Below are 23,723 nucleotides of genomic sequence, written 5' to 3'. Positions count from 1 at the left end.
CTGAGTAACATTTGGCACCAACTCCATTGCATGCCCTCCTGTCCCCAGAATGCCTCATTTATTTCAGTCCACTGGTCCAATCGGTGATCCACTGAAAATTATCCAAAAACCTTAAAATCGGTTGGTGAAATTCCTACATACTTGCGGAACTGTTTATAGAAATATCCGGTCTCCCAGTACCCCACACTCCTTGCGATCTCATGCACTTTCAGATTCGAATTGCGCAGCTGTTCCTTGGCACGTTCAATCCGGTATTTATTGATATATTCGGCAAAAGTCTCCCCCGTCTCCTTGTGGAACAGTTGTCCCAAATATACCGGATGAAGATGATAGTGAGCACCCAGCAGCTTCAGGGAAAGCTCTTCTGCGTAATGTTTGTCAATATGTTGAAGCACCTGATTGACGATCGGATTCTTTAAATCCTGAAGCAGAGACTGTATCGTCTCTGTCCCCACCTGCTGCAACGCCTGAACAAGTTCATCAAACGTTCCACTGTCCAATACAAGGCGAAGTCCACGTTGGTAAATAGCCGATTCATCCGAATGTTTGATGCCCTCCAATTCCATCTTGAAGCGAATGACCACTTCCAGTGCGATATTCTGCAACTCAGCCGGAGTAACCCCGTCGCGGTGCTGTTCAAAATCAACCCGAATTCGCTCCGCAAGCAGCTCTGCATTACGGGATAGAATGAGCTTCGCGTACTCCTTCCAATCGATCGAGAAGGAAGAAGCAGAGCTTCCACCCTTCTCCAATATGGCATGATCGATCACTTTGAGATTGGGATAGATCATCACATACTGAAGCGCCTTTTTCGCCTCCTGATAGCTTGCAGGAGCATGGTGGAGTCCGCGCATCAGACTTCCTGCCCCAATCAGAACAGCAGGATGTGTCTCACACAGCGCAGCGGATAATGCCTGAAGGCACTCCATAAATTTCTTTTTCTCGTCCTCGCCTGCATGCATATTGGCAACAATGACAATATCTCCGTCGATGTCATGGAATATATTCACATAGGACTTATCCTTCAGCATGTCCTCCACTCGCTTGAACATGCCGGATGCTTCTCCTTTAGTACGCAGTATTGCTACTGCAACATCAGGTGCATCCAGCGAAAGATTCAAGAACTGCGCCCGTTCCTCGAATTCCGTGGCCGCGATCTGTCCCGTCAGCCATCGATGAAGGATGTTGTCTTTCAGAATCTGAACACCATAAGCATCATCTGTTTGAGGAGACAACGCATGGTCCAGCTTGGAAGCCGTATTGCGAAGCGTCGATTCCAGTTCTTCCACATTGATCGGTTTGAGCAGGTAATTTTCGATACCCAGCTGCATGCCCTCTTTCAAATATTCAAACTCATTAAAACCACTTAGAATAATTACCTTGATGTCAGGCTGCAATTGCCTTGCTTCCCGAATCAGATCCAGACCATTCATGAATGGCATGGAAATATCGGTGATCAGTATGTCCACAGGCTGCGCGGACAAGGCGTTTAATGCGGCCTGTCCATTGCCGGCATGGCTTACAATTTCCATATCGAACGACGACCAATCCAAAATATCGTACAATCCTTCAATGATGAACGGTTCATCATCCACAATAAATACCTTGTACATATTAAAAACCTGTCCCTTCTGTATGAGGATAACGAACCCTGATCAGGGTTCCTTCTCCGAGTGTACTTTCTATCGTGATGCCGAATTCCGGTCCATACAGGAAACGCAAACGGGTGTGTACGCTGCGCAGTCCGAACATTTTACCCGACTCTTCCGGACGTTCCAGTTCTTCTAAAATTTCAGTCAGGCGCTCAGGATCAATGCCTTTACCGTTATCTCTAACCTCTACCTGCAAAGCGTCGCCCAGTTCTTCAACAACAATCGTTAATTGATTATCCGAACGTTCTGTCTGAATGCCGTGCACCACATAGTTCTCAATAATCGGCTGTAGGGACAGCTTAACCACCGGATGCTGGTTATGCACAGAGTCCAACTGAATCGTGTACATGAAAATGTCCTTATACCGGATTCGGAACAATTCCAGATACAGACGGCAAGCTTCCATCTCATCCTTGAGCGTATAATTTTTCTTCTGTTGAACGAGGCTCTTGAATAACACGGATAAACTGTAGATCATCTCCCCGACATCCTTCGCACCCTGCGAAATCGCCCTCATTCGAATGACTTCCAGCGTGTTATAGAGAAAGTGAGGATTAATCCGTGCCTGGAGAGCGACCAGTTCTGTCTCCTTTTGTTTGATCTCCGCTTTGTAGACGCGCTCAATATATTGATTAAGTTCATCCAGCATATCGTTGAAACTGTGTGAGATCTGTCCAAGCTCATCATCACGGGCATCATCGATGCGTGCTGTCAGGTTGCCATATTTCACCCTTTGGGTGAAACGAATGATTCTGCGGGTGCGTTTGGCAAAATTAATGATGAAAAATGCCGGAACCAGCACTGCAAACAGGATACATATGATGCTAATCGAAACGATTGTGTTGCGTGTACCCGCGTAGGCCTCAGCCATCTCATCCACAGGAACCGTGCCAACGACCACATAGCCCTGATCCGCCGAGACAAACTTGTTCACATACATATTTCGCTCCTTTTTCATCGAGTCCATATCCGTCTGATCAAACAGGGAATCGGCCACATTGATATAGGGGTATTTCTTGCCGTAATAGTTACTGTTGGAATCGAACAATACTGTACCTTTGGCTGACAGCACCACAATTTCTCCCTTGAGATTACTTTCGTAACTATCCAAAGCGTTGCCAATACCTGCTGAGTCAAAGAAAACAAGGAACTGACCCAAATTTCGAAGGGTCTGTGTATCGTTGATAGGCACCCGAATCGCATACAGCGCCGGGTCCCATTGATCAATTTCTTTACGAATCCAATAGTTTGGTGCGCTGATATTCGGTGTCTCCATCGCCATCACGTCAGGAATATAGGAATGAGCCACATTGGTGTTCAGCTTTCTGAACTGCTTATGTTGATTGAAGGAGGACAAATCCTGCCGCTCGGCACTATATAACATCACTTGATTGATATCCGAATTGCGATCCATGATATTCTGAAAATGTTTCAGTACATCAGCTGAATAATCATCCTGATTCGCATAATAGCCATTCGTCAGATGCTGTACATACTCGGCGTACGTGTGATTCATCAGGTAGGTGATATTGGCTGATAAGGCCTCATTCTGATGCATATCTCTCACCATGTTTTGCACCGATTCATACTGCTGATGAATATATCGGTCAACACTCTCCATGGCCGCTTTCTGGATCGCCAGCTCTCGGCGAATCGTGGCATCGGACACGGACAGGAAAATGATATAGGACAAGGTAATAATCGTTACAATCGAAATCATGGAGAAGATGAACAGCATCTTCATAAACATATTATTTTTAAAGAAATTTTTGTAAACGCTAACAATTCTCAAGTCACATGTTCCCCCCGATGCTGTTTTCCTGTCTAAAGTATATCATCTGCCTTCTGACATTAACTTGTCACCTGGAACTTTTCTTTAGTTTATACCTGTGTTTCTTTAATTTCGCCCTATTTGAAAATGCTTTCACGCCCTATCGTTAACCATAACTTTATTTTTGTGTAAAAGAATACCTTACATTCATTCGACTTGAAGGAGGAACAGCATGACACGCAAACACAAACCCAAAGGCCTTATCCCCAAAGTAACCGCAATGGTTCTCACTTCGGCTCTGCTTGGACAAGTCATTGCCTCATCCGTTTATGCAGGAGACACGCTTCCTTACACAGGTGACAGCGCCAAGGGAGTAAATCAGCCTTACCAGCATGGCTACACCGCTGCCCAGATTCTGAATTGGACACCCGAAAGTGATATCCATGGTGATCTGCTTCGTGCTCATGTACCTTTGCAGCCACGTAACGATGCCTTTGCGGCCACGCAGGCTTATCCCGAACTCAGCCCGGACACCCAGCTGTTTACGATGAGTGGCGATTATGGCAATTCATTCTTTGACAGCACCCCGTACACCAATGAATTCAGCGAGTATCTCTTTAATTATTGGCAATACGGAGTATACGAAGGAACCCTTCACCAAGACACTTCAGGTCAAAAAAGGAAAACAGTCTGCCATTCTGACAGGTCTTCCGACCAATGGCGAACATTACGTCCTGAATATTGCCATTGGCAAACAGAATCCAGTCACAACGACTGGACAACTGGCAGATACTCAGATTACACCATATGCCAAGGAAAAGGTGACGGTAAAGGATGGAAAGTACACCCTCGCATTGCCTGATTTGGAGGATTGGTACAAAATCTATGTCTATGAAAATGAGGTGCCACGCGAATTCGGAGTAACTTACGTTTCGCAGAAATTCCCTTATATCATTCGGGGCAGAACGAAGCTGAGCGAGCTGACATTCACGCCTGCGTCCAGCACCAGCTCCCTGAAGCTCGTTATTGAAGATTATGCCAGCAATAAAGCAACGACGATGCTGCGATAAAAGATTCACAAGAAATCAATCCAGCCCTTTCGCTTCCCTAGAGGAAGTCGGAAGGGCGAGTTGCTCGAGGTGTGCAAACAATCGATCGTTTGCCCAAACATGATAATCATACTGTTGGTATGGTTGTTGAAGCAACAAATGTTGTCAACAAACTTCAATTCGCATCATTTTCATAATGTTTGGCGATACCGTATGCCATTTTCTGAATCCGCCGCTTCAACTCCAGTGGTTCGCGGATGCGAATGGCCGTGCCGAAGGTCATGAGATATGTCGGAAGGTACTTGTTCATCGTCGGAGCATCGATCAGAAACCGTGCCTCCCGATCGGTTCGTTCCGTCAAATAGTGGCGCAGATGCCAGTGGCCACAAACCGCATTAAGCGTGTCAGGCTGTCCCTCAATACGGATTACCGTCAACGGTCCATCTGCCTCCCGTCTCTGGTTGGACTGCTCACAGAAAAACGCGGACGCCGAGAAAGACTCCGGCTTGTCAAACCTCGCTTCGGTTGACTCCAGCTGTTCGATTCGTTCGACGCGAAACGTCCGCATCGCCTGCGACCGATGGCAGAACGCGACAACGTACCATTCATTTCGGTCATACGCTAGCCCATATGGATCGACTTCACGTTCGCCAGCCTGCTCCGCATTCGCTTTCCGATAGACCATACGGACCGTTCGCCCGTCATTCGTCGCTTGTTCCAACTCCCGCAACAATGGAACGACTGAAGGCGGACGCGCTGAAGAGACCACGTCCAAGCTGCTCTGCTTGCGTGACAGATCGTGGCGCTGCTCCTCGTGCAGTCCATTCTCCACCTTCTTCAGCGCGTACTCCAGCTCCTGCACATACGGATAGCCAGCACCTTGCGCAAATTTAAACGCATCCACAAGCGCCTTCAACTCTACAGAGTTAAAGAACAATGGCGTTTCCTTGAAATTTTCCAGAATATGAATACCACCATCATGGCCCGATTCCGCCACGACCGGCACGCCACTTGCGCATAATGCGTCGATATATCGATACACGGTGCGGACGCTAATCTCCAAACTGTCCGCGATCTGAGCGGCGGTGAGCTTTCTTCCGGATCGCAGCATCCAAAGCATGGACAGCATATTATCCCATTTCGCCATCGAGAGCCCTCCTCTTTTCCTTGAAAGAATAAAAGGCGAGTCTCCTTTGATTTAGGTGACTCGCCTTATGGGTCATTATTATGAATTGTTATGAAGTTCCTTTTTGTTTGCTTGCCTGCATCTGCTGGGCAAACCTCATCATCTCTTCGAACTCTTCTTCGGATACGGCATCGCCGTCGGCACCTATGTCTTGTACAATTGGAATTTCGGGTTTGGCTTTGGTTCCTTTGCCGTATGTACGGGAACGGGTTCCAGCTGCACCAGCAGCCTGTTTGCCTTTGACCTTGGCTTGGTCTCGAATGTATTGTACTGCCTTCTCATAGGAATTCACCTGCTTGAGCAGCATGTTGGAGGCAATGGCCTCAACAAAGTTACGGTTAATTCTTTGTTCACCACCGGATACGAGCAATGCCATCAAGTAATGAATCAGCACATTGATCACTTCACCCGGCAACTTGTAGCTGAGGTCAATCTTCTCAAAAATGTCCACCAGGTTGTCCGGTACGGCACCAGGGAAGAACGTCTGAAGCAATCGTGTGTAGGGCTCATTACGCAGCATCATATTATATTGATGAATATCACATTTGGTCGAAAATTGCGGAGGCACTTCGACGTAGTATTCCATCTGTACCACATGTTCGACAGGCGGTTCACCGGAATCCTCTTTCCGCTCAGGCTCCTCCATATGCTGTCTGAGGGCAACAACCTTCGCTGCCTGAACTGTCTGCTGCTCATGTCGCTTCTTGGTCTGTCTGAACTGCAGGCTTGCCTTGTGTTGAAGATCATCCAGCACGAGCTGCCCCTGTGGGTTAAAGATATCATCTTCATCCAGCAAACGACATACATCCTGTACGCTGAGATTGAACTTGTTCACCACATAATTCACAATGCCGAGCTGTTCGTGATCGAACCGCAGTTGCTCCACATGACGGCGATTAACCGACTCACGCGGAAAACGCAATATAATGTCGGCATAATTCAGACTGTTCTCTTCTGCTGCCCCATTGATCCCGCTGCGCTGAGCCGAAGTCGACACTTCCGACAACGCCTGCTCCAGCTCATAATCAATGACATGGGTATTCAATTCAAATATATCGTAAAAAGGAACGGAAATATTCTCTTTATTTGCTGCCGGGTAAGGCGCGTCACCGCTCTCTATCGCCGAAAAACCGGAACGTAGTGAGAGTACGGCGAACTTGCCGATTTTATCACGAAGCAGCAGTGTCAAATGCTGTGTACGGAAAAATTCTGCCGGAGAGAGCGGAGGCTGCAGCTCATATTCATAAATGTAGTCGTCATTTTCCGGAATATACAGCCGTGAAGTCTGAAGCAAACCAACGGCTTCAAGCTTGGATGCCTGCTCCACCAAATATTTGCGCCCTTTCTCGCTGGGCTCGAGTCCCAGCGTCATGAACAGCCTCCGTTGCTGTTCAAGCGGCGAGTAACCGACCTGTTCACCGGGAAGATGCTGAAATAGCAGTCGATACAAGCCTATCGCAAAGGCACCTACCATTGGCTGATACGCTCCGGTGAGCATGCGGTCATCCAGGGCACTAAGTCCAAACTCCCTGTATACGCAGTAGCGATGATGTTCAGTATAATGGTGCAAATTCTTCATGCGCATAGCTTGATCTCCTTCTCCCCAAAAGGTTGTTTATCTATTCTATCATAAATGTCCGATCCTCAAATGCTCAAAAACAGGTAAAAAACGGACCTGTTCTCGCTCCGTTTCGTCCTAGGTCGACAGCATTCACGTTTTCGCAGAGTTGCTAGATTACTATAAAAGCTACAGCCTTAGAACACAAGTAAACATATGGAGAAATGTTATCCATATATATATGAGACATGTCCGAACAATCATGCACATTTTTTGGATGCATGCCAAAAAGCCTTCCCTTTGCACTCGTAAGCGTTTACGACAAAGGCAAGACCTTTACGGAAAATGCAGTCCAGCGTTTGCTGCCAAATTGGCTAGCCGATTAAAACATTTTGTACCCACCCAGACGAAGTTTGCGAATGGCCCAGCCACTGATGACCGCTCCAGCAAGTCCAGCTACGCCCGTCATATAGTCTACAATATGGAAAGAACCCAGATGCGACATCAACGATGCCGTATGATCCCATAAGGAATACACGACGACAGGCAGAATGACAATAATGAACAGATAGGAAGGAAACCAGGTTGTCTTCATCAGCATATTCAGAATGAAACCGATACCAAACATCATAACGAAAAATAACACCATTAATACCAGCACAGGTATAAACTGCATCGGGTGACGTTCACCTCTTCTTTCACTGACTCGGTTTCTCTTACTACGGATAGTAGATAGTGTACCGCAAAAAATGTGGCGAAGCAACGAACTTTCTGGACAAATTTCCCTATATTCACCTTCTCTTCATTTGCCCTTCTACTTCCTGTTGGGATACAATGAAGACGATAAAGCACTCAACCGTCCCTTACCGGGATTTGGAAATATAACCTGCAGGAGGAATCAATTCAATGAACGAAGCCGCATCAACACTGGAGGGCTGGTACGCCCTGCATGACTTCCGCTCGATTAACTGGGCCGCCTGGAAAGCAGCCGATGATGAGGAACGCGCCGTAGCACTGGACGAGCTTCAGGCATTCTGGAAGGAATGGAAAGCAGTAGAGGATTCATCCAAAGGAAGCACTGTCGTTTATACCGTTGTGGGACAAAAGGCTGACCTTGTTATGATGCATTTGCGTGAAACGCTGGAAGATCTGAAGGCCGTTGAGAACGCGTTTAACAAAACGATGTTTGCGCAGTACACCACCAAATCATATTCTTATGTCAGTGTAGTGGAACTGAGCAATTATCTTGGCAAAGAGGGCGAAGACCCTATGCAGAACCCGGAAATTATCGCCCGTCTCAAACCGGTCCTGCCACAGCGGCAATACATCTGCTTCTACCCGATGAACAAAAAACGCGAGCTGAACGACAACTGGTACATGCTGTCGATGGACGAGCGTCGTACGATGATGCGCAGCCACGGCATGATTGGTCGCAGTTACGCTGGCAAAGTGAAACAGATCATTACCGGTTCCGTTGGTTTCGACGACTGGGAATGGGGCGTTACGTTGTTTGCGGATGATGCACTTCAGTTCAAGAAGCTCGTTTACGAGATGCGCTTTGATGAAGTCAGTGCCCGTTATGGCGAATTCGGTTCTTTCTATGTGGGAAGTCTGCTGAACGAAGCAACATTGGAAGAGATGCTCAAGCTGTAAATCGGATAAATTACAAAAAGCACCGCGATACCTCCATTAAGGAGAGGATCAGCGGTGCTTTATATGTATCAATATTCTACCACCTCAAGCTTGATTTAGATCTATATCGTTTGAACTATTTATTTATACAAAAACGGAAAGGACAGAAAAAACCTGAAAAAGCGAAGCGTTCGCCTTTATCACCGGATTTTCCCTTTAACAAAAGGGAATCAAAAAATCTGGGGATAACAGCGATTGTAAGGTTATTCTGTCATTGAAGTGTATGTGTAAATATCTTTAGTTCAACTTATAGTCTCTAATCCTGCTCCTCTTCATCAACCGCTTTCAGAGATTCCAAAAACTCAGCTGTTGCCCGGTCACGGTCACGTCCCTTCTCCTTAAGCCGCTCAATGGCAGGCAAAATGAGAATATCCACTTCCTTCTGAACGATATAAGCCAGATCATACTGATCCTGTTCCTCCAGATAACCGCCAACCTGCATCAGGGCGTTGTAACGATCCAGTTCTTCGCGTGTGAGTAGTCCTCTGACCTGAACACTGCAATGTCTCATCCAAAAAACCGCCCTTTCTTCAGAACCAAAGGAATGCCACCAATGATAAACAAGTACCGGAGATCCACCAGCTTTTTCAGCTGAGCCGCTTTCCATCCCTTGTATTTCTTGCCGCCTACGACGGCGATCGCTTCGCCTTTCCCCAGTGACGCAACCGTACCTTTACTTGTAAACACAAAAGGCTGCGGCTGCTTCTTGCGGATGGCAGCGACAACGTTTTTGGCGCAGTTAACACCTTGCTGCATCGCGATCTGAGCTGTAGGTGGATATGGGCGCCCTTCGTTGTTGAACACGAGTGAATTGTCACCGATGACATAGACGTGCTCATGCCCTGGGGCACGAAGGAATTCATCAACCTTCACCCGTCCACGCATTACTTCAAGGCCTGCCTGCTCAAGCAAAGCATTCCCACGGATACCGCCGGTCCATACGACCGTTGCTGCATCGATTTTTTCTCCTTCACCCACAATGACGCCATCTGGCAGACATTGCTTGATCGGAACACCGATTTTGAAAGTAACACCTTTTTTCTTCAGCACGTTCATTGCATGCTCAACCAGTTCCGGGTCAAAGCCAGGCAGAGCTGAAGGCGCTGCTTCCACATTATAGATGTGCACATTTTTGGGATTCACGTCGAATTCCTTGCAAAGCTGAGGAATGCGATCCGCAAGTTCAGCCACGAATTCGACACCACTGAAGCCAGCCCCACCCACGACAAAACGAATGCGGTTACGTTTATTATCGTTTTTGTACATGGCAAACTGGTATTCGATATGCTCACGAATCATTCTGACGGAGTTAATGCTGCGAATGGTCATGGCATGATCAAGCATGCCAGGAATACCAAAGGTCTCCGGTTCTCCACCCAATCCAATAATCAGATAATCATAGGATAACGTGCCATCCTCCAGAATAATCTTCCGATCCTGCAGGCGGATCTCCTTCACCGAAGATTTGACCAGATCAATCTTGAACTCGTCAATCAGCTTCGAAATCGGGACCCTTGCATGTTCAATGGTATCTGTGCCGGCTGCCGGCATATGTAGATGTGTAGTGATATAATGATAATCATGCCGGTTCACCAATGTGACATCGGCCTCGTTATAGTTCAATTCCTTCTGCAGCCGCTGGGCTGTCAGAATCCCGCCATAGCCCGCGCCGAGGATGACGATTTTGGGAATACTGCTCATGTCTATACCCCTTCCGGTTTCATTGCATCAGCCATTCGATTGTTTTGTTGTAAAAAGGCTCTTACTTACCCATATTGATGAGGTCTTATCCATTATGACGACAAATGTTAACTTCGCGAATTTATTTGAACTTTTTGCATGCAAGTTATCGATTAAAATTGTGAAATTATACACAAGATTCAACAAAACGCGGGTATTGTCTTCACATTACAAATTGAGGCTTAATTAGACAAAAAAAACACATAGTACAGGTCAAGGATATCTGTATTTGTGGCAAAGATCAAGGTTTTTTTTGTTATTTTTCATAACCTTTCATTTCCAATTTCATCCTATTCTCACCTGATCTTCATCTATTGTTCCCAGATTCATCAAACTGCCAACTTTGCAACCCCGTTTACACCGTTTATAATGAGAAAGACAGTTCAGCAACAAACGCTGGTTACCATACGTACCCGGCTTTATTATTTCTGTTAACTACCTATTAAAAATAAGAAAGGTGTTGTTGATTCTTGACTGCACAAACTGCCGGTCATAACATGACCGATTTGCTTATTATTGGTGGCGGCCCTGCGGGTCTGTTCGCCGCGTTTTACGGAGGGATGCGTCAGGCATCCGTTACGCTGGTTGAAAGTATGCCACAACTTGGTGGACAACTTGCCGCCCTCTATCCCGAAAAATTCATCTATGATGTAGCCGGATTCCCAAAAGTTACTGCTCAGGAGCTGGTGAATAATCTGGTGGAGCAAATGAGCCATTTTAACCCGAACATCCGTCTTGAAGAAAAGGTTGTATCGGTAGAGAAATTAGAAGAACGCCACTTCGTCGTAAAAACCGATGTGAATGAATATCACGCCAAAGCCGTAATTATCACTGCGGGTGTGGGTGCATTCGAACCCCGTCGTCTGGAGCTTGAGGGTGCGGCCAAATTCGAAAAAACCAATCTGCACTACTTCATCAGTGACCTGAACGCCTTTGCCGGCAAAAAAGTACTGATCAGCGGTGGCGGGGACTCCGCTGTAGACTGGGCGCTTATGCTCGAGCCGATCGCTGAGCAAGTAACCCTGATCCATCGCCGCGACAAATTCCGCGCGCATGAGCACAGTGTCGAAAACCTGATGAATTCCAAGGTGAACATCGTTACACCTACCGAAATTACGGAACTTCACGGTGAAGACCGCATTACCAAGTTGACTCTGGCTCACGTCAAAACGAAGGAAACACAGGAAATTGAAGTTGATGATGTAATCGTCAATTTCGGCTTTGTCTCCTCCCTGGGACCTATCGCAGAATGGGGCATCGAAATTGATAGCAATTCCATCGTGGTCGATTCCCGCATGGAAACTTCCATTCCGGGTATCTACGCTGCCGGAGATATTACAACTTATCCAGGCAAGCTGAAGCTGATTGCTGTCGGATTCGGTGAAGCGCCAACCGCAGTCAACAATGCCAAGGTTTATTTTGACCCAGACGCCAAGTTGTCCCCGGGACACAGCAGTAACATGAAGCGCTAATTCCTTTTGGAATACTATAGAACATAAAAGACACAAAAAAGGGTATCTTACTCCTGAATGAATTCAACATCAGGAGGGATACCCTTGTCTTATATATGCCCGCTGTGTAACGGTCTGGTTGTACCGGAGCAGGCTTGTCCCCACTGCCTTCAGGGACTGTCAGAATGCGGCAAATTGGACGATTACACCGGACCATACAGCCCTTACGTCATTCAAACTTCCTCTGACACGGCAGACGAAGCGGAAAACGTTTGCAATCATATGATGTACTGTCACCATTGTCAGACAACCACGCTATGGCCTGTCAATCTATGGGACATGTCCGGAAACCTGTAACATTGCCTGCAATGAGGATCTCTAGTGAAGAATGGCAGATACGTCGGTACCCAGTTTGCGCTTATGGATTTCTGCCAACAGCAGTGCGATGAAATCTCGTTCGAGATTCAACTCAATCGCCTTATGGTAGGAATCCAACAACATCTCATCGGATAACATAGCCATTTCCCGCCACAACCTTTCCTTTTTTTTCCTCAAAACTATCATATCAGAGATTTATAAAGAGAACAAGCGTTCTTGTTATCCACAACATCATGTGGAAATCCTGTGTATAGTTTGTTGATAAATGGTAAAAATGTTGATTGATCAACGTGGATAGTGTGGACAGTATTTATACACAGGATCATAACCTATCGAACAGAACGATTATCAGAGCATTTTTTTTTTAGAATAAATTCATAGTTTCAAGAGTTGATGCGAGTAAATTACCCTTCATGGTTAAAATTCAAACGTTTTCCATCTTGTTTCCTTCTATATTACTATCGGAAATTCTTTGGATTATTTTAGCTTTTTTAGCCATTTTCATTGCGGTCTGGTGTTCACTTCCAAAATCCATATCTTGCCTGAATGATCCAGTCCATAATCGAAGCCAAGCTGCCCCACACCCGGGAACTGACTTTCCATGATATTCGTACAGGTGAGTGTCAGTGAACGCATCTCACGACGTTTATGTTTTCCTGAAATATGAGGTAGGGACAGAGCGAGCGCTCTCCTGCCGGACAGCATCGTTCCTCCTTTGCTAATATTGGTCACGACAAGTCCTGGACGAGCGAGCCGTCCCACCATAGAACGGAATACCCAGCCTCTTTCTGTCTTGACGACCTTGACTCTGTAATCGATAGGTCTGCCTTGAATGGTCGCCAGATGAATGCCTTGCTGGATCAGGTATCTCCGTCTGGCTTTTACACGGATTACGGAGCGGTACATCTGATCAAACTGAGTAAAAGAACGGGTTATTTTCATATGAGTGTACCGATAGGTTCCTCCGCTTGCCGATACTCTAATGACACCGTAACCACCACCACCGACAACAGGTTTGATATACACCATTCCATAATGACTAAGCATGTTTAGCAGATTCCCCGAGTTGAACGCCTTCGTCTGTGGAATGTGGACAGCAGCTACCGGATATTTCAACAGCGCCTCTGTCTTTAGCCATTTGCTTGCAAGCTGTCTCGACATGGGTTGATCTCCTTTCGTGAACAATAGTCCTTCCTTATACATACTCAATAGAAGCCGTGCTTTCTTGGATGTCTGTCCAAGGCTGGGGCCCCTTTTCCGTGTATAAGGTCCGTCAGCTTGGTTCGAGGTCGGAACAGGCGCCTGGTTTGCTTTTCAAACGCATCAAACTATCGTATGCTACTAAGGAATGGTATGGAGAGGCTTAAATATGAGGATCTAAGGAGCGTTCAGAAGACATGGAATCTTTTTTTAAATCGCTGTATGGTGTAGCCTATTTTGCAATTTCTATCGTTCTGGTAGCCATTACGGTACTTCTATTCGTTACAGGTATTCGACTGTTTATGAAGAAAAGCAATCGCGGCTTTGCTGTAAGTTGCATTCTGTTTGCCTGCTTTATCGTCTTCATCATTGTGGTCATGCTGACCACGCCCTTCTCCTCGACGCCTCCGGGTTCACCGGAAGCCATGGCTGCCTTGCTGAAAGTCGGGTAGATTAACCTCTGTAGAAGGAGATGCTTATGACACATAACGAAATACTCGGAATCATCGATATCGGCTCCAATTCCATTCGTCTGGTTATTTATGAACTCGACCAGGATGGAGCCTATCGCATCATTCATGAAGACAAATATGCCGCTCGTCTAAGCAATGTAGTTGAACAAGACGGAACCATCCTGCGACATTCACTGGACAAGGCCATTACGATTTTGCGACAATTTAGGGCTACTTGCGAAGCATATCAAACCAAGCTTATCCGGGCTGCAGCTACGGCTGCCATTCGGAATGCAGGTAATGCCCCAGAAATTATAGGTTGGTTGGAAGCCGAGACGGGACTTACCATCGAATGTGTATCCGGTGATCAGGAAGCCTATTACGGTTTCCTAGGTGTCACTCAATCGATTGATCTGGCGGATGGTTATGTCGTGGATATTGGCGGCGGCAGTACCGAGATCACTGTATTCCGTAATCGAAAAAGACTGCACAGCATCTCTCTGCCTATTGGTGCGGTTAACTCTCATGCCCGTTATGGTGGAGAAGATCAGTGGACTGAGGCAAATGCGGCTGCACTATGTAATGAAGTTATACAGGCATTAAGCGATCAGGATTGGGTTACACAGCATCCCGGACTACCTCTCATTGGACTTGGTGGCACCATGCGTACACTGGCCAAAGTGGAGCAGAAGAGAACACAATACTCACTACCGGTTACGCATCATTATGAAATCGGTGCAGAAGAGATGGAAAATATCGCTCGTTCTTTGCCACATCTAACCTCGGCACAACGCAAGAAAGTACCCGGACTTGCCAAGGATCGTGCCGACATTATTGTTCCAGGTGTACTCATATTGCGGACGGTCTTCCGAATCATCCAAGGGGATCGTTATGTCGTGAGCGGAGCGGGATTACGGGATGGTTTGCTAAGGGATCTCCTGGCTGAAGGTAAGCCGGTCGTGCCAGATGCGCTGCGGGACAGCATTCGCAACTTCATTCATTTTGGCCCACCCATTCCGGAGAAACGTCTGAATCGGATTCACCATGATGCGCTTACCCTGTATACTGCCCTGCAAGGTAGTGCTCCCGATCCAGCGGATGCCCGGATTCTGTACACGGTCTCCATGCTGCACATGGCTGGAAAACAGATTAACTACTTCCGGTATCCCCAGCACTCGGCTTATTGGATCATGAATGCAAGCATCTACGGACTATCTCACCGGGAGACCATCCTGAGTGCCGTTGCAGCGGATTATCATCCCAAAAAAAGAACGCCCCAGCTGCTGCATAAGCACAAGGACATTCTCAAGGATTCGGATGAACGGCATGCCCATCGCTTGGGCTCTCTGCTGCGCGTGACTGAAGCGATTAATCGTTCTGAAAGTATTACCGCCTTAAAGGCGGCAAAAGAAAACGACTCGCTGCAGATGCAATTCATCTGTACAGCGGAGCCGTTACTGGAACTCAGTGGCCTTGACGATGCCGTCAAGGATCTACAGGAAGCTTGGGGAGTTACGTTAACGCACTCCATTCAGCAGGCTTCCAGGGAATAATGCCCATCGCCTCCGTCTGACTTCTCAGCGGGGGCTTTTCATTTTGTACAAAAACATAATTGCCGCCAGGCATAAGCTCTCTTGCCTTCACATTATCCATGAGCGACAAATTCAATATATCGACCAGCATCTTCTTCAGCTCCGGATCAAACACGGGACACATCAGTTCGATTCTCCGCTTCAAATTACGGGTCATCCAGTCTGCGCTGGATAGATACACATCCGGGTTCCCGCTATTTTCGAAATAAAACAGTCTGGAGTGTTCCAGAAACCGGTCCACGATGCTGATCACACGAATATTCTCACTAAGTCCCTCTACCCCCGGACGCAAGCAGCATACGCCGCGCACGATCAGATCGATCTGTACTCCAGCTTGAGATGCCAGATACAATTCATCAATGATATCCTGATGGGATAAGGAATTGATTTTGGCAATAATCCTGGACGGTCTTCCCTTGAAGGCATGCTCCCTTTCCCGACGAATGAGCGCAAACAGTTCATCCTTCATGCCGTCAGGGGCGACGCGGAATGCCTGCAAGGCTTTGGGTCCTGAATATCCGGTAATCTCATTAAACAACTCCGATGCATCCTCACCAATGATGGGATTGGAGGTAAACAGTCCTACATCGGTGTATACTTTGGCCGTGCTTTCATTATAGTTACCTGTTCCAACATGCACGTACCTTCTCAGACCACTCTGTTCCCTGCGTACGACGAGAATAATCTTGGCATGGGTCTTTAATCCGACCAATCCATATACGACATGACAACCTGCCTTCTCCAGCGTGCGGGCCCATGCAATATTACGTTCTTCATCAAATCTGGCTTTTAGTTCAACAACAACCGTCACCTGTTTGCCGCTCTCGGCTGCATGAGCCAATGCGGGGATGAGACGGGAATCCCCATTCACCCGATATAACGTCATTTTGATCGCCATCACACGCGGATCTTCCGAAGCTTCCACAATAAAGTCCGTTACCGGTTCGAACGATTCGTATGGATGATGCACGAGTACGTCCCGTTTACGCAGCAGTTCAAAGTGACTTTCCCGAGGAAGGAACTCCAGAGGATACACAGGCTGCACCGGACTGTATTTCAGATGAGTGAACCCTTCCAAACTATCCACAAACCCGGCCAGAAAGCTCAGGTCCAGCGGTCCATCGATCTCATACACAGGGTCTTGAATATCGAACTCTTCCTGCAACTCTAGCAACGCATCCGGGCGGAAGTCCTTGCAAATTTCCAATCGCACCGGTGCTCCCCGTCGTCTGCGCCGCAGCTCCTTCTCGATCGCCTCAAGTAAATCCTCAGCTTCTTCTTCATTAATGGAAATATCCGCATTGCGGGTCACCCTGAATTCCTGAACAGCCAGCGGCACATATCCGCTGAATAAAGTATGAATATGATGTTTGATCAGATCCTCGATCAGAATGAACGTTTTCTTTTTACTATTCGCCCTTAAAGGCACCTGAACGACCCGCGGCAGATTGGAAGGCACCTGAACGATAGCCAAAAATGGCTCGCCCTCCTGCTCTTCTTCCTTCTGCAGCATCACGGACAGATATACAGACTTATTGTGTACCAGGGGGAACGGCCGGCTGGAATCGATCGCCATCGGTGTTAATACCGGGAAAATGATCTCATGAAAATACTGGTCCATTGCTCGCTGTTGGGTCATATTCAGATCGGTATATTCCTGAAAATTCACGCCTTTCTTGGCGAGAAGACGAATGAGCTCCCGATAGGTTTTATATTGCTCGGCGACCATGGTCCCCGTTCGTTTAATCAATCTGCGGTACAACCCGGAAGGGGTGTAGCCCGTAAAATCCTTTTGCGTAAATCCAGCCTTGATCTTCTCTTTCGTCTCCGCTACCCTTACACTTACGAACTCGTCCAGATTATTGGCGACAATACCAAGAAATCTCATGCGTTCCAGCAGAGGTGTTGTTGGATCTTGTGCCTCCTGGAGCACACGGCGATTGAATTCTACCCAACTTAAATCACGGTTAACGTAGTTACCTGTTTTGACATCTCTATGCATGTATGGCCTCCGAATTTGTTACATATCTATTCTTGGTTAGATGTTATGAACTAATTGTACTATTCGTGATTGGCTACAAGCGTCAGCGCAGTGTAAATGCTGTGTAAAATTTATGTAAATGATACCTCATGACGATAACTTTTTCCATCCCTTTACAAAGAGCAGGAGACAGAGTAAAGTGATTTACAGTGTAAAATGTCCGGTTGCTGTCCACATTCTAAAATTGTTTTTGTTAAAGGAGTATATAATGAAATCGAACAAACCTAGAACGTTACAAAAAAATATAGAGTTTTTCACAGCTGCACTATCTCAATGCACGGTAACCGCATGGCAGGAAGATCCGGCTGGCGTATATTGTGAAGTGGGTCGCGGCATCGTAGAGCAGATCAGCGAAGACAGCGTGAGAATTCGCAACGATAATGGTACGAAGAGTCATTATGACCGGGATATCACGATGTTCCAAACCGAAAAATAATTTTGCGTATATTTGAAAAAAAGACTAGCTTTCCGAAAAAGAGTGGTGTATACTCTTGGCACAAGGAAAGGAGGTGCGTCAACATATCTAATCACATGTTGAACGTGTCCCTTACCCGATCCACTAGCTCAAAATAAACTGATTCTGGTGGAGGCGCGGGATACGGATCAAGGTTTCAAAAAGCGCCAGGGTAGAAAAGCCGTCTTCGGACGGCTTTTTGTTTTGTCTTTTTTCGGGAGAGGTTGAAAAAACAACCAAAATATTGGAAATGGACCCTGTAGCTGAGTAAACGATGCTCGTTATAATTAGGTTGCAACTCAACCCATATTCGAGGAGGCATATTGTAATGTTTAAAAATGTAAGGGGTTTCAAAACATCCATCGCTCTGGTCTTTGTTTTGTTATTCACCTCCATTATGCTGCCCGCAGGCCAGCATGCCAGTGCAGCACCAAGCTTCGCCAAAGGAGCCGACATCAGTTGGGTGCCCGGGATGGAAGCACAAGGCTACAAATGGAAAGACAAAAACGGCGTACAGCGTGATATTATTGATATTTTAAAAAATGATTACCAGATCAACTCCGTTCGTATTCGTGTCTTTGTTAATCCTTCGAATGATTATGGTAACGGTTACATGAACAAGGATCGTGCAGCTACTCTGGCCTTGCGTGCCAAAAATGCAGGCATGAGTGTCATGCTGACCCTGCACTACAGTGATTCCTGGGCTGACCCGGGTCAACAAACGAAACCTGCGGCCTGGAAAAACTACACGTTCCAACAGCTGATGGATGCTGTATGGAATCACACGCGTGAAGTTATGACGGCCATGCAGAGCAAAGGTGTAACCCCCGACTGGGTACAAATTGGTAACGAAACAAGCAACGGCATGTTATGGGAAGATGGAAAAGCATCCACCAACATGAAAAATTATGCGTGGCTGGTGAACACGGGCCATAATGCCGTGAAATCCATCAGCACCAGCACCAAAACCATTGTGCACCTCGCAAATGGCGATGACAATGCCCTCTTTGTATGGAATATCGGTGGTCTGATCAATAACGGTGCCAACTTTGACATGATTGCCATGTCCCTCTATCCTTCCGCTTCCGGCTGGAACACGGCTGTTACCAATGCTGTGAACAATGCCAAGGATCTGATCAACCGGTATGGCAAGGAGATTATCGTATCGGAAATCGGGATGGATAATACGCAACCCGCAGCCGGTAAAAGTTTTGTCGCAGCGATGAAAACGCAATTCCGCAACCTGCCAAGCAGCAAAGGTAAAGGTGTATTCTATTGGGAGCCTGAAGCAACGCCGGGTTACAACGGCGGTTACAGCAAAGGTGCATGGCAGTCTAACGGCTTGCCGACTGTAATGTTGGAAGGATTTATCGACTAAACACGGGAATAAGTATTTTAAGAGCAGCAGGTGGCGTTACGGGTACGGATCGTTCTTTCGATCGCTGTTATCCCCAGATTTTTTTGAATGTCCTATTCCATAGGACAAAATCCGGTGATAAAGGCGAACGCTTCGCTTCTACAGAATCGATTCCGTCCCCTCCACTAAGTTTGCAGCTTATGAGAATACTTCTAAAATGTGTTTAGTAAGAATTTGAGGTAGTAATAAGAAAAAGGCGCTACTTCCGTTGGGGAAGCAGCGCCTTTATTTGAGAGTTGTAGTGATTTGACGGAGTTGAACCGAAGCGTACCTCAACTTGTCCAGAACAGCGTATGGAGCGCTAATGAATCGTAGGCGTCTTATTTAAGGATTTGAATCTTCCCCAGAATTCTAAGGAACTTGAGGCACGCTATACCCGAATAAACAGCTGTTTACAGTGTTTTTATCCGGAGATTTTGGGAAATAACGTGTCTGATGTTCCTTACATTTTAAAAAAAGGACCTGAAGGCCAAATAAGACGTCCCGTGTTCCTTAGAAAGAACGTTTTAATCCATTACAGCTTCTGGAGCAGCTTGGTCCCGAAAAGCCCGGTAATTCAGCAAACCTACGAAGATGGCTACTATGGTCAATCTGGACGCAAACAGGTAGAGGTTCACAATCCCGATATATTCGGCAAGCCCAGCCATACCTAGCAAGGAAATACAAAAGACCAGATGCATAAGAGATGCTTGAGCAGACAGTACCTTGGGCAGCAAAAGTTTCGCCACGCTGCTCTGAATCAAGGTACGCCGATTAATCATGGAAAGCTCAGCGAATGGCCCCATCAGCATCACGAATATTAGCGCCACGAAAGGCTGTGTGTTCATTGCGTAAAATGCGGTCAACACTCCATAACCCGCCATGCCGATCATCATTACCGCGAAATAGCGGTTGCCAATAATCCTTGCCAGAGTATGCACCAGCAAGCCGCCACCTATTGTTCCGGCAAAATATGCGGCATTAATGAATCCCCACCATTCCTCCCCTTGTCCAAGTGCGACTTGAACAAAAGCCAAGGTAAAGGCACCTACCCAGATTGAACCGCCGAGCATGTCGATCATATCCATAAACGTAAGCACCCGCAGACGAGGCGTTTTCCATATCATTTTCCAACCTTCGGTTAAGGTATGCCATCTGCTTGTTCCGAGTACAGGTGTGACGTCAGATGAAATGTGCAACTTCCGTTCTTCAGCTTCAGCTTCCCCTTCCATTGGTTCTTTGACGCCAAGCGTAAAGGCCGCGGCCAAGCCATAAATAACCGCTGTCAGCAACAACGTTGGGCTAGCCCCAATCAAGGCAACCACAACACCGCTTAGTCCCCAGCCTTCAAACTGTACGACCTGATATCGCTGACACTAATAAGTCCGTTAGCCTTAAGCAGACCTTGCTCGTGTGTCACAAGACGTGGAATAAGGGCATTCCGAGCCAGAGTTGTCCAGCCGTCGAGAAAGGACATGACAAATACGAGCGAAAATACGAGCACTAGCGATGCTGCCTCTCCGTTAAGCTGTAGATAAAAGGCCAGACAAGCGAACAACAGGAACTGCCCCGCTTGTGACATCAAAAGAAGCGCGCAGAAGTCATATTTTCCATTGGCGCATAAAGCAAAGAAGATGTCTTTCCTTTAGATATTTTCTATGGGATACGAATATGAATCGTATTACTTTCAGAGTTCCACTTTACTTCCGCCCCTAATGTTTCAGAAATAAAGCGAAGGGGCACCATTGTTACACCATGTATCATCTTCGGTTTTAACTCATCCGGCAGAGACTTGCCGTTTAATCGAATACTCTCCGACAACGCATGAATTTCAATGATCGTATCATCTTTCTTAACGACACCAGTAAAGTTGCCTTGATTCCATTCAATGGTAGCTCCAACAGATTCAAATACTCCCCGCAAAGGCACATAGCTCACATTCTCCAGGATGATCGGCGGGATCACCAGACGGAGTGTCTCATCATTTACCTGCACATGGATGGGTGCCTTCACAGGCTCAAGTCCAGAAGGTGTGCCAGAAGAATCTACCGTCCATTTCAGGACCGTTCCGTTCTCAAGCAATGCATAATGACCCTGGAATTGACTGTTTGCAATATCCAATGCATTTTCAATTCCCGGTACTTGAACAGCTGCGTATGTCGGCTTATCCCAGTAACTGTCCCACATCCATACCGTACCATCATCTTTAATCAGGCTAAAAGAAGATCCGGTACCGCCAGCAATCTTCTGGACTCCTTCCGCTTGAAGTACTCGGGTTGGATGCAACAGTTTACCAGGAGTAGGATACAACTTCGAGTTGTTCCACGTCCATAATGTCCCGTCTTCTGTTAGAGCAGCAGCTCTCTGTCCTGATGATACAATCTCTGTAGTCTCCATCAAACCGCTTAAGATCGTTGGCTTCCTTAATTTGTCCGGGCTTGTTTCGTAAAGCATAGTCCCCCAAACATGTACGTCCCCTTTATCATCAAGCATCATCGCTGAGCCATAACCTGCGGCAATTGATTTACCTAAAGGAAGCCCTTCTACCTTTACAGGCATAAAAGAAGGCGTATTCACTCGGTCTGCTCGTCCCCATTGCCAAACTGTGCCGTCTGCTTGCAACGCAAGACTCTGATTACCTTCGGCAGCGATGGCTTCAATATCTCTCAAACTTTTTACTTGTAATGGCTCCAGTACTGTTCGATCAGGGGTACTATCAAGCCCTAACTGCCCATCATCATTCGATCCCGTTGCCCAGACCGTACCATCTTTTTTTAAAATAAGTGCATGTTTTGTGCCACTGGCAACAGCAATCGCGCCATCCATTTTCATTTGCACGGGAGAATCAGACGGAACCGAGTAACCATTACCAATCAAGCCGCTGTTTCGCGTTCCTCCCCATACCCAGACGGAGCCATCCTTTTTAACCGCATAAACCGCCCATTCTCCTGCGGTGATCGCAGTAACATCAGACAATAGCTTCTTATTTGGATTAGCGTATTCCGTTGCATGTACAATACCCGGCATCAAAAATAGAGTCATTACTGCCAGTAACAAACGTATTAATGCGGGTTTTACTCGTCTATGTATTCTATTGTAAGACACATTACCATCCCTTTTTCCGGAAATTAGAGCTGTTCTGCAATACTTGAAAATATTGGATAACTCTCGCTCTGATTAGTTAACGTTAGGAGATGGAGGTTTGTTGCAACTATTTAAATTTAGTTTCTGACGAATTTTTGCTGTCTTTCTAATGATCCTTTTCTACAGAGCATCCATTTCATTTCCTCATGAACATCAAACAAACGGACACCGATCTGTCGAGATCAGCGTCCGTTTGTTACATTCAATATGGTGATTAAAGTATTACTTCGCTTCGCCTACAACCGTAAAGCGTTCGTTCTTATGCTGCGGGTTTTCGATCTCATCAACCAAAGCGATGGCATAGTCAGCATAGCTGATGTAGCTGTTGCCTTCACTGTTCACCAGAATCTGATCTTTACCCGATTGATATTTGCCTGTGCGTACACCCTCTGGATTAAAGAATCCCGCCGGGCTCAGGAACGTCCATTGAATACCTGAAGAAGCTTGCAGATCCTGCAAGTTTTTACCCTGGTTGGTTGCTGTTGCTTTGTATGCATCAGGGAATCCAGGGGAGTCTACAACACGCAAGGTTTGAGTTTCATCTGTGAACAGACTGCCTGCACCACCAACAACGATCAGACGAGTATTCGGCGCCTCTTTCAGAACGTTAATCAGGGTTTGTCCTGCTTCCACATGCAGATTCTCTTTCCCGGCTGGCGCACCGAAAGCATTGACGATCACGTCGAATGATTTGGCATCCTCTGCCGTAAGGTCAAATACATCTTTTTCAAGTACATTCAGACTTTTATCCTCCACCTTGGATGCATTACGAACGATCGCTGTCACTTCATGCCCTCTATCCAACGCTTCTTTCAAAATCAAATTACCCGCTTTACCTGTCGCACCAATAATTCCAATCTTCATCATGATCTCTCCTCGTATAGTATTTTTTGAAGGCAGTTTTGACTGAATTACCAGTTCCCGAGGGAACTGGCGAACGCCTTGTGAATTTCCAGTTTGCTCTTTG

General features: G+C 46.6%; 22 protein-coding genes. 8 read left to right on the top strand and 14 right to left on the bottom strand.

All coding sequences use genetic code 11. The features are described 5' to 3' along the window. Nucleotides 1–98: 98 nt before the first annotated feature. Nucleotides 99–1,613, bottom strand: a complete 1,515-nt coding sequence (locus tag BMW94_RS22575; protein ID WP_091001137.1) for a response regulator transcription factor — start codon at nt 1,611–1,613, stop codon at nt 99–101. A gap of 1 nt (nt 1,614) precedes the next feature. Next, nucleotides 1,615–3,402, bottom strand: a complete 1,788-nt coding sequence (locus BMW94_RS22570; RefSeq protein ID WP_175480825.1) for a sensor histidine kinase — start codon at nt 3,400–3,402, stop codon at nt 1,615–1,617. A gap of 581 nt (nt 3,403–3,983) precedes the next feature. On the opposite strand from BMW94_RS22570, the gene BMW94_RS30625 reads away from it, so the two are divergent. Further along, nucleotides 3,984–4,493 carry a hypothetical protein gene (locus BMW94_RS30625; RefSeq protein ID WP_175480816.1) on the top strand — a complete coding sequence of 170 codons (510 nt, stop codon included), beginning with the start codon at nt 3,984–3,986 and terminating at the stop codon, nt 4,491–4,493. A 154-nt stretch (nt 4,494–4,647) separates the two neighbouring features. On the opposite strand, the gene BMW94_RS22555 is transcribed toward BMW94_RS30625, so the two are convergent. From BMW94_RS22555 to BMW94_RS22545, 3 genes are all read right to left on the bottom strand, one after another. Continuing rightward, nucleotides 4,648–5,619 (bottom strand): helix-turn-helix transcriptional regulator, encoded by a 972-nt coding sequence (locus BMW94_RS22555; protein WP_091001134.1) that lies wholly within the window; start codon nt 5,617–5,619, stop codon nt 4,648–4,650. Between the two features lie 88 nt (nt 5,620–5,707). Beyond that, nucleotides 5,708–7,243 (bottom strand): replication initiation and membrane attachment family protein, encoded by a 1,536-nt coding sequence (locus BMW94_RS22550; RefSeq protein ID WP_091001133.1) that lies wholly within the window; start codon nt 7,241–7,243, stop codon nt 5,708–5,710. Between the two features lie 355 nt (nt 7,244–7,598). Further along, entirely contained in the window at nt 7,599–7,892 is a 294-nt protein-coding gene (locus BMW94_RS22545; protein ID WP_053783239.1) for a YuiB family protein, read from the bottom strand. 230 nt (nt 7,893–8,122) lie between these two features. Here BMW94_RS22545 and hemQ point away from each other — a divergent pair, with 230 nt between their 5' ends. Next, nucleotides 8,123–8,869: a hydrogen peroxide-dependent heme synthase gene (gene hemQ, locus BMW94_RS22540; RefSeq protein ID WP_076290903.1), complete on the top strand. Its 747-nt coding sequence runs from the start codon at nt 8,123–8,125 to the stop codon at nt 8,867–8,869. A gap of 295 nt (nt 8,870–9,164) precedes the next feature. Here the strand turns inward: hemQ and BMW94_RS22535 are convergent, their stop codons facing one another. Together BMW94_RS22535 and BMW94_RS22530 are read right to left on the bottom strand one after the other, a co-directional pair. Then, nucleotides 9,165–9,419: a hypothetical protein gene (locus BMW94_RS22535; RefSeq protein ID WP_064635718.1), complete on the bottom strand. Its 255-nt coding sequence runs from the start codon at nt 9,417–9,419 to the stop codon at nt 9,165–9,167. Beyond that, nucleotides 9,416–10,609 (bottom strand): NAD(P)/FAD-dependent oxidoreductase, encoded by a 1,194-nt coding sequence (locus BMW94_RS22530; protein WP_090904512.1) that lies wholly within the window; start codon nt 10,607–10,609, stop codon nt 9,416–9,418. The genes BMW94_RS22535 and BMW94_RS22530 overlap by 4 nt, the downstream gene beginning before the upstream one ends. 509 nt (nt 10,610–11,118) lie before the next feature. On the opposite strand from BMW94_RS22530, the gene BMW94_RS22525 reads away from it, so the two are divergent. Next, nucleotides 11,119–12,120 carry an NAD(P)/FAD-dependent oxidoreductase gene (locus BMW94_RS22525; RefSeq protein ID WP_091001132.1) on the top strand — a complete coding sequence of 334 codons (1,002 nt, stop codon included), beginning with the start codon at nt 11,119–11,121 and terminating at the stop codon, nt 12,118–12,120. A gap of 84 nt (nt 12,121–12,204) precedes the next feature. Next, entirely contained in the window at nt 12,205–12,456 is a 252-nt protein-coding gene (locus tag BMW94_RS30265) for a hypothetical protein (RefSeq protein ID WP_139209396.1), read from the top strand. 21 nt (nt 12,457–12,477) lie between these two features. Here the strand turns inward: BMW94_RS30265 and BMW94_RS22520 are convergent, their stop codons facing one another. After that, nucleotides 12,478–12,621: a sporulation histidine kinase inhibitor Sda gene (locus BMW94_RS22520; protein ID WP_017692430.1), complete on the bottom strand. Its 144-nt coding sequence runs from the start codon at nt 12,619–12,621 to the stop codon at nt 12,478–12,480. A 357-nt stretch (nt 12,622–12,978) separates the two neighbouring features. Next, the gene (locus BMW94_RS22515; protein ID WP_091001131.1) at nt 12,979–13,638 is read right to left on the bottom strand and encodes a YheC/YheD family protein; all 660 of its coding nucleotides are present in this window, start codon (nt 13,636–13,638) and stop codon (nt 12,979–12,981) included. Nucleotides 13,639–13,874: 236 nt separating this feature from the next. On the opposite strand from BMW94_RS22515, the gene BMW94_RS22510 reads away from it, so the two are divergent. Both BMW94_RS22510 and BMW94_RS22505 read left to right on the top strand, forming a co-directional pair. Next, nucleotides 13,875–14,129 (top strand): hypothetical protein, encoded by a 255-nt coding sequence (locus BMW94_RS22510; RefSeq protein WP_063566109.1) that lies wholly within the window; start codon nt 13,875–13,877, stop codon nt 14,127–14,129. A gap of 26 nt (nt 14,130–14,155) precedes the next feature. Further along, nucleotides 14,156–15,682 (top strand): Ppx/GppA phosphatase family protein, encoded by a 1,527-nt coding sequence (locus BMW94_RS22505; RefSeq protein ID WP_091001130.1) that lies wholly within the window; start codon nt 14,156–14,158, stop codon nt 15,680–15,682. On the opposite strand, the gene ppk1 is transcribed toward BMW94_RS22505, so the two are convergent. Next, entirely contained in the window at nt 15,642–17,723 is a 2,082-nt protein-coding gene (ppk1, locus tag BMW94_RS22500) for a polyphosphate kinase 1 (protein WP_091001129.1), read from the bottom strand. The genes BMW94_RS22505 and ppk1 overlap by 41 nt on opposite strands. 247 nt (nt 17,724–17,970) lie before the next feature. On the opposite strand from ppk1, the gene BMW94_RS22495 reads away from it, so the two are divergent. Together BMW94_RS22495 and BMW94_RS22490 are read left to right on the top strand one after the other, a co-directional pair. Next, a complete protein-coding gene (locus BMW94_RS22495; RefSeq protein WP_072735535.1) occupies nt 17,971–18,198 on the top strand; it encodes a hypothetical protein in 228 nt (75 codons plus the stop codon). 415 nt (nt 18,199–18,613) lie between these two features. Beyond that, the gene (locus BMW94_RS22490) at nt 18,614–19,594 is read left to right on the top strand and encodes a glycoside hydrolase family 53 protein (RefSeq protein WP_254790335.1); all 981 of its coding nucleotides are present in this window, start codon (nt 18,614–18,616) and stop codon (nt 19,592–19,594) included. A 545-nt stretch (nt 19,595–20,139) separates the two neighbouring features. On the opposite strand, the gene BMW94_RS22485 is transcribed toward BMW94_RS22490, so the two are convergent. The 4 genes from BMW94_RS22485 to BMW94_RS22475 all read right to left on the bottom strand — a co-directional run bounded on the left by BMW94_RS22485 (nt 20,140) and on the right by BMW94_RS22475 (nt 23,620). Next, the gene (locus tag BMW94_RS22485) at nt 20,140–20,937 is read right to left on the bottom strand and encodes an MFS transporter (RefSeq protein WP_254790326.1); all 798 of its coding nucleotides are present in this window, start codon (nt 20,935–20,937) and stop codon (nt 20,140–20,142) included. 8 nt (nt 20,938–20,945) lie between these two features. Beyond that, nucleotides 20,946–21,197 carry a hypothetical protein gene (locus BMW94_RS30990; RefSeq protein ID WP_254790325.1) on the bottom strand — a complete coding sequence of 84 codons (252 nt, stop codon included), beginning with the start codon at nt 21,195–21,197 and terminating at the stop codon, nt 20,946–20,948. Nucleotides 21,198–21,268: 71 nt separating this feature from the next. After that, on the bottom strand, nt 21,269–22,717 hold the full coding sequence (locus BMW94_RS22480) for a stalk domain-containing protein (protein ID WP_175480815.1): 1,449 nt from the start codon (nt 22,715–22,717) through the stop codon (nt 21,269–21,271). 261 nt (nt 22,718–22,978) lie between these two features. Beyond that, on the bottom strand, nt 22,979–23,620 hold the full coding sequence (locus BMW94_RS22475) for an NAD(P)-dependent oxidoreductase (RefSeq protein ID WP_091001126.1): 642 nt from the start codon (nt 23,618–23,620) through the stop codon (nt 22,979–22,981). Nucleotides 23,621–23,723 lie beyond the last annotated feature (103 nt).

This window comes from Paenibacillus sp. OK003 (genome assembly GCF_900109515.1).
Taxonomy (GTDB): Bacteria; Bacillota; Bacilli; order Paenibacillales; family Paenibacillaceae; genus Paenibacillus; species Paenibacillus marchantiae.
The sequence above is the reverse complement of the archived record's forward strand: the minus strand, read 5'-3'. Positions and strand labels throughout refer to the sequence as shown.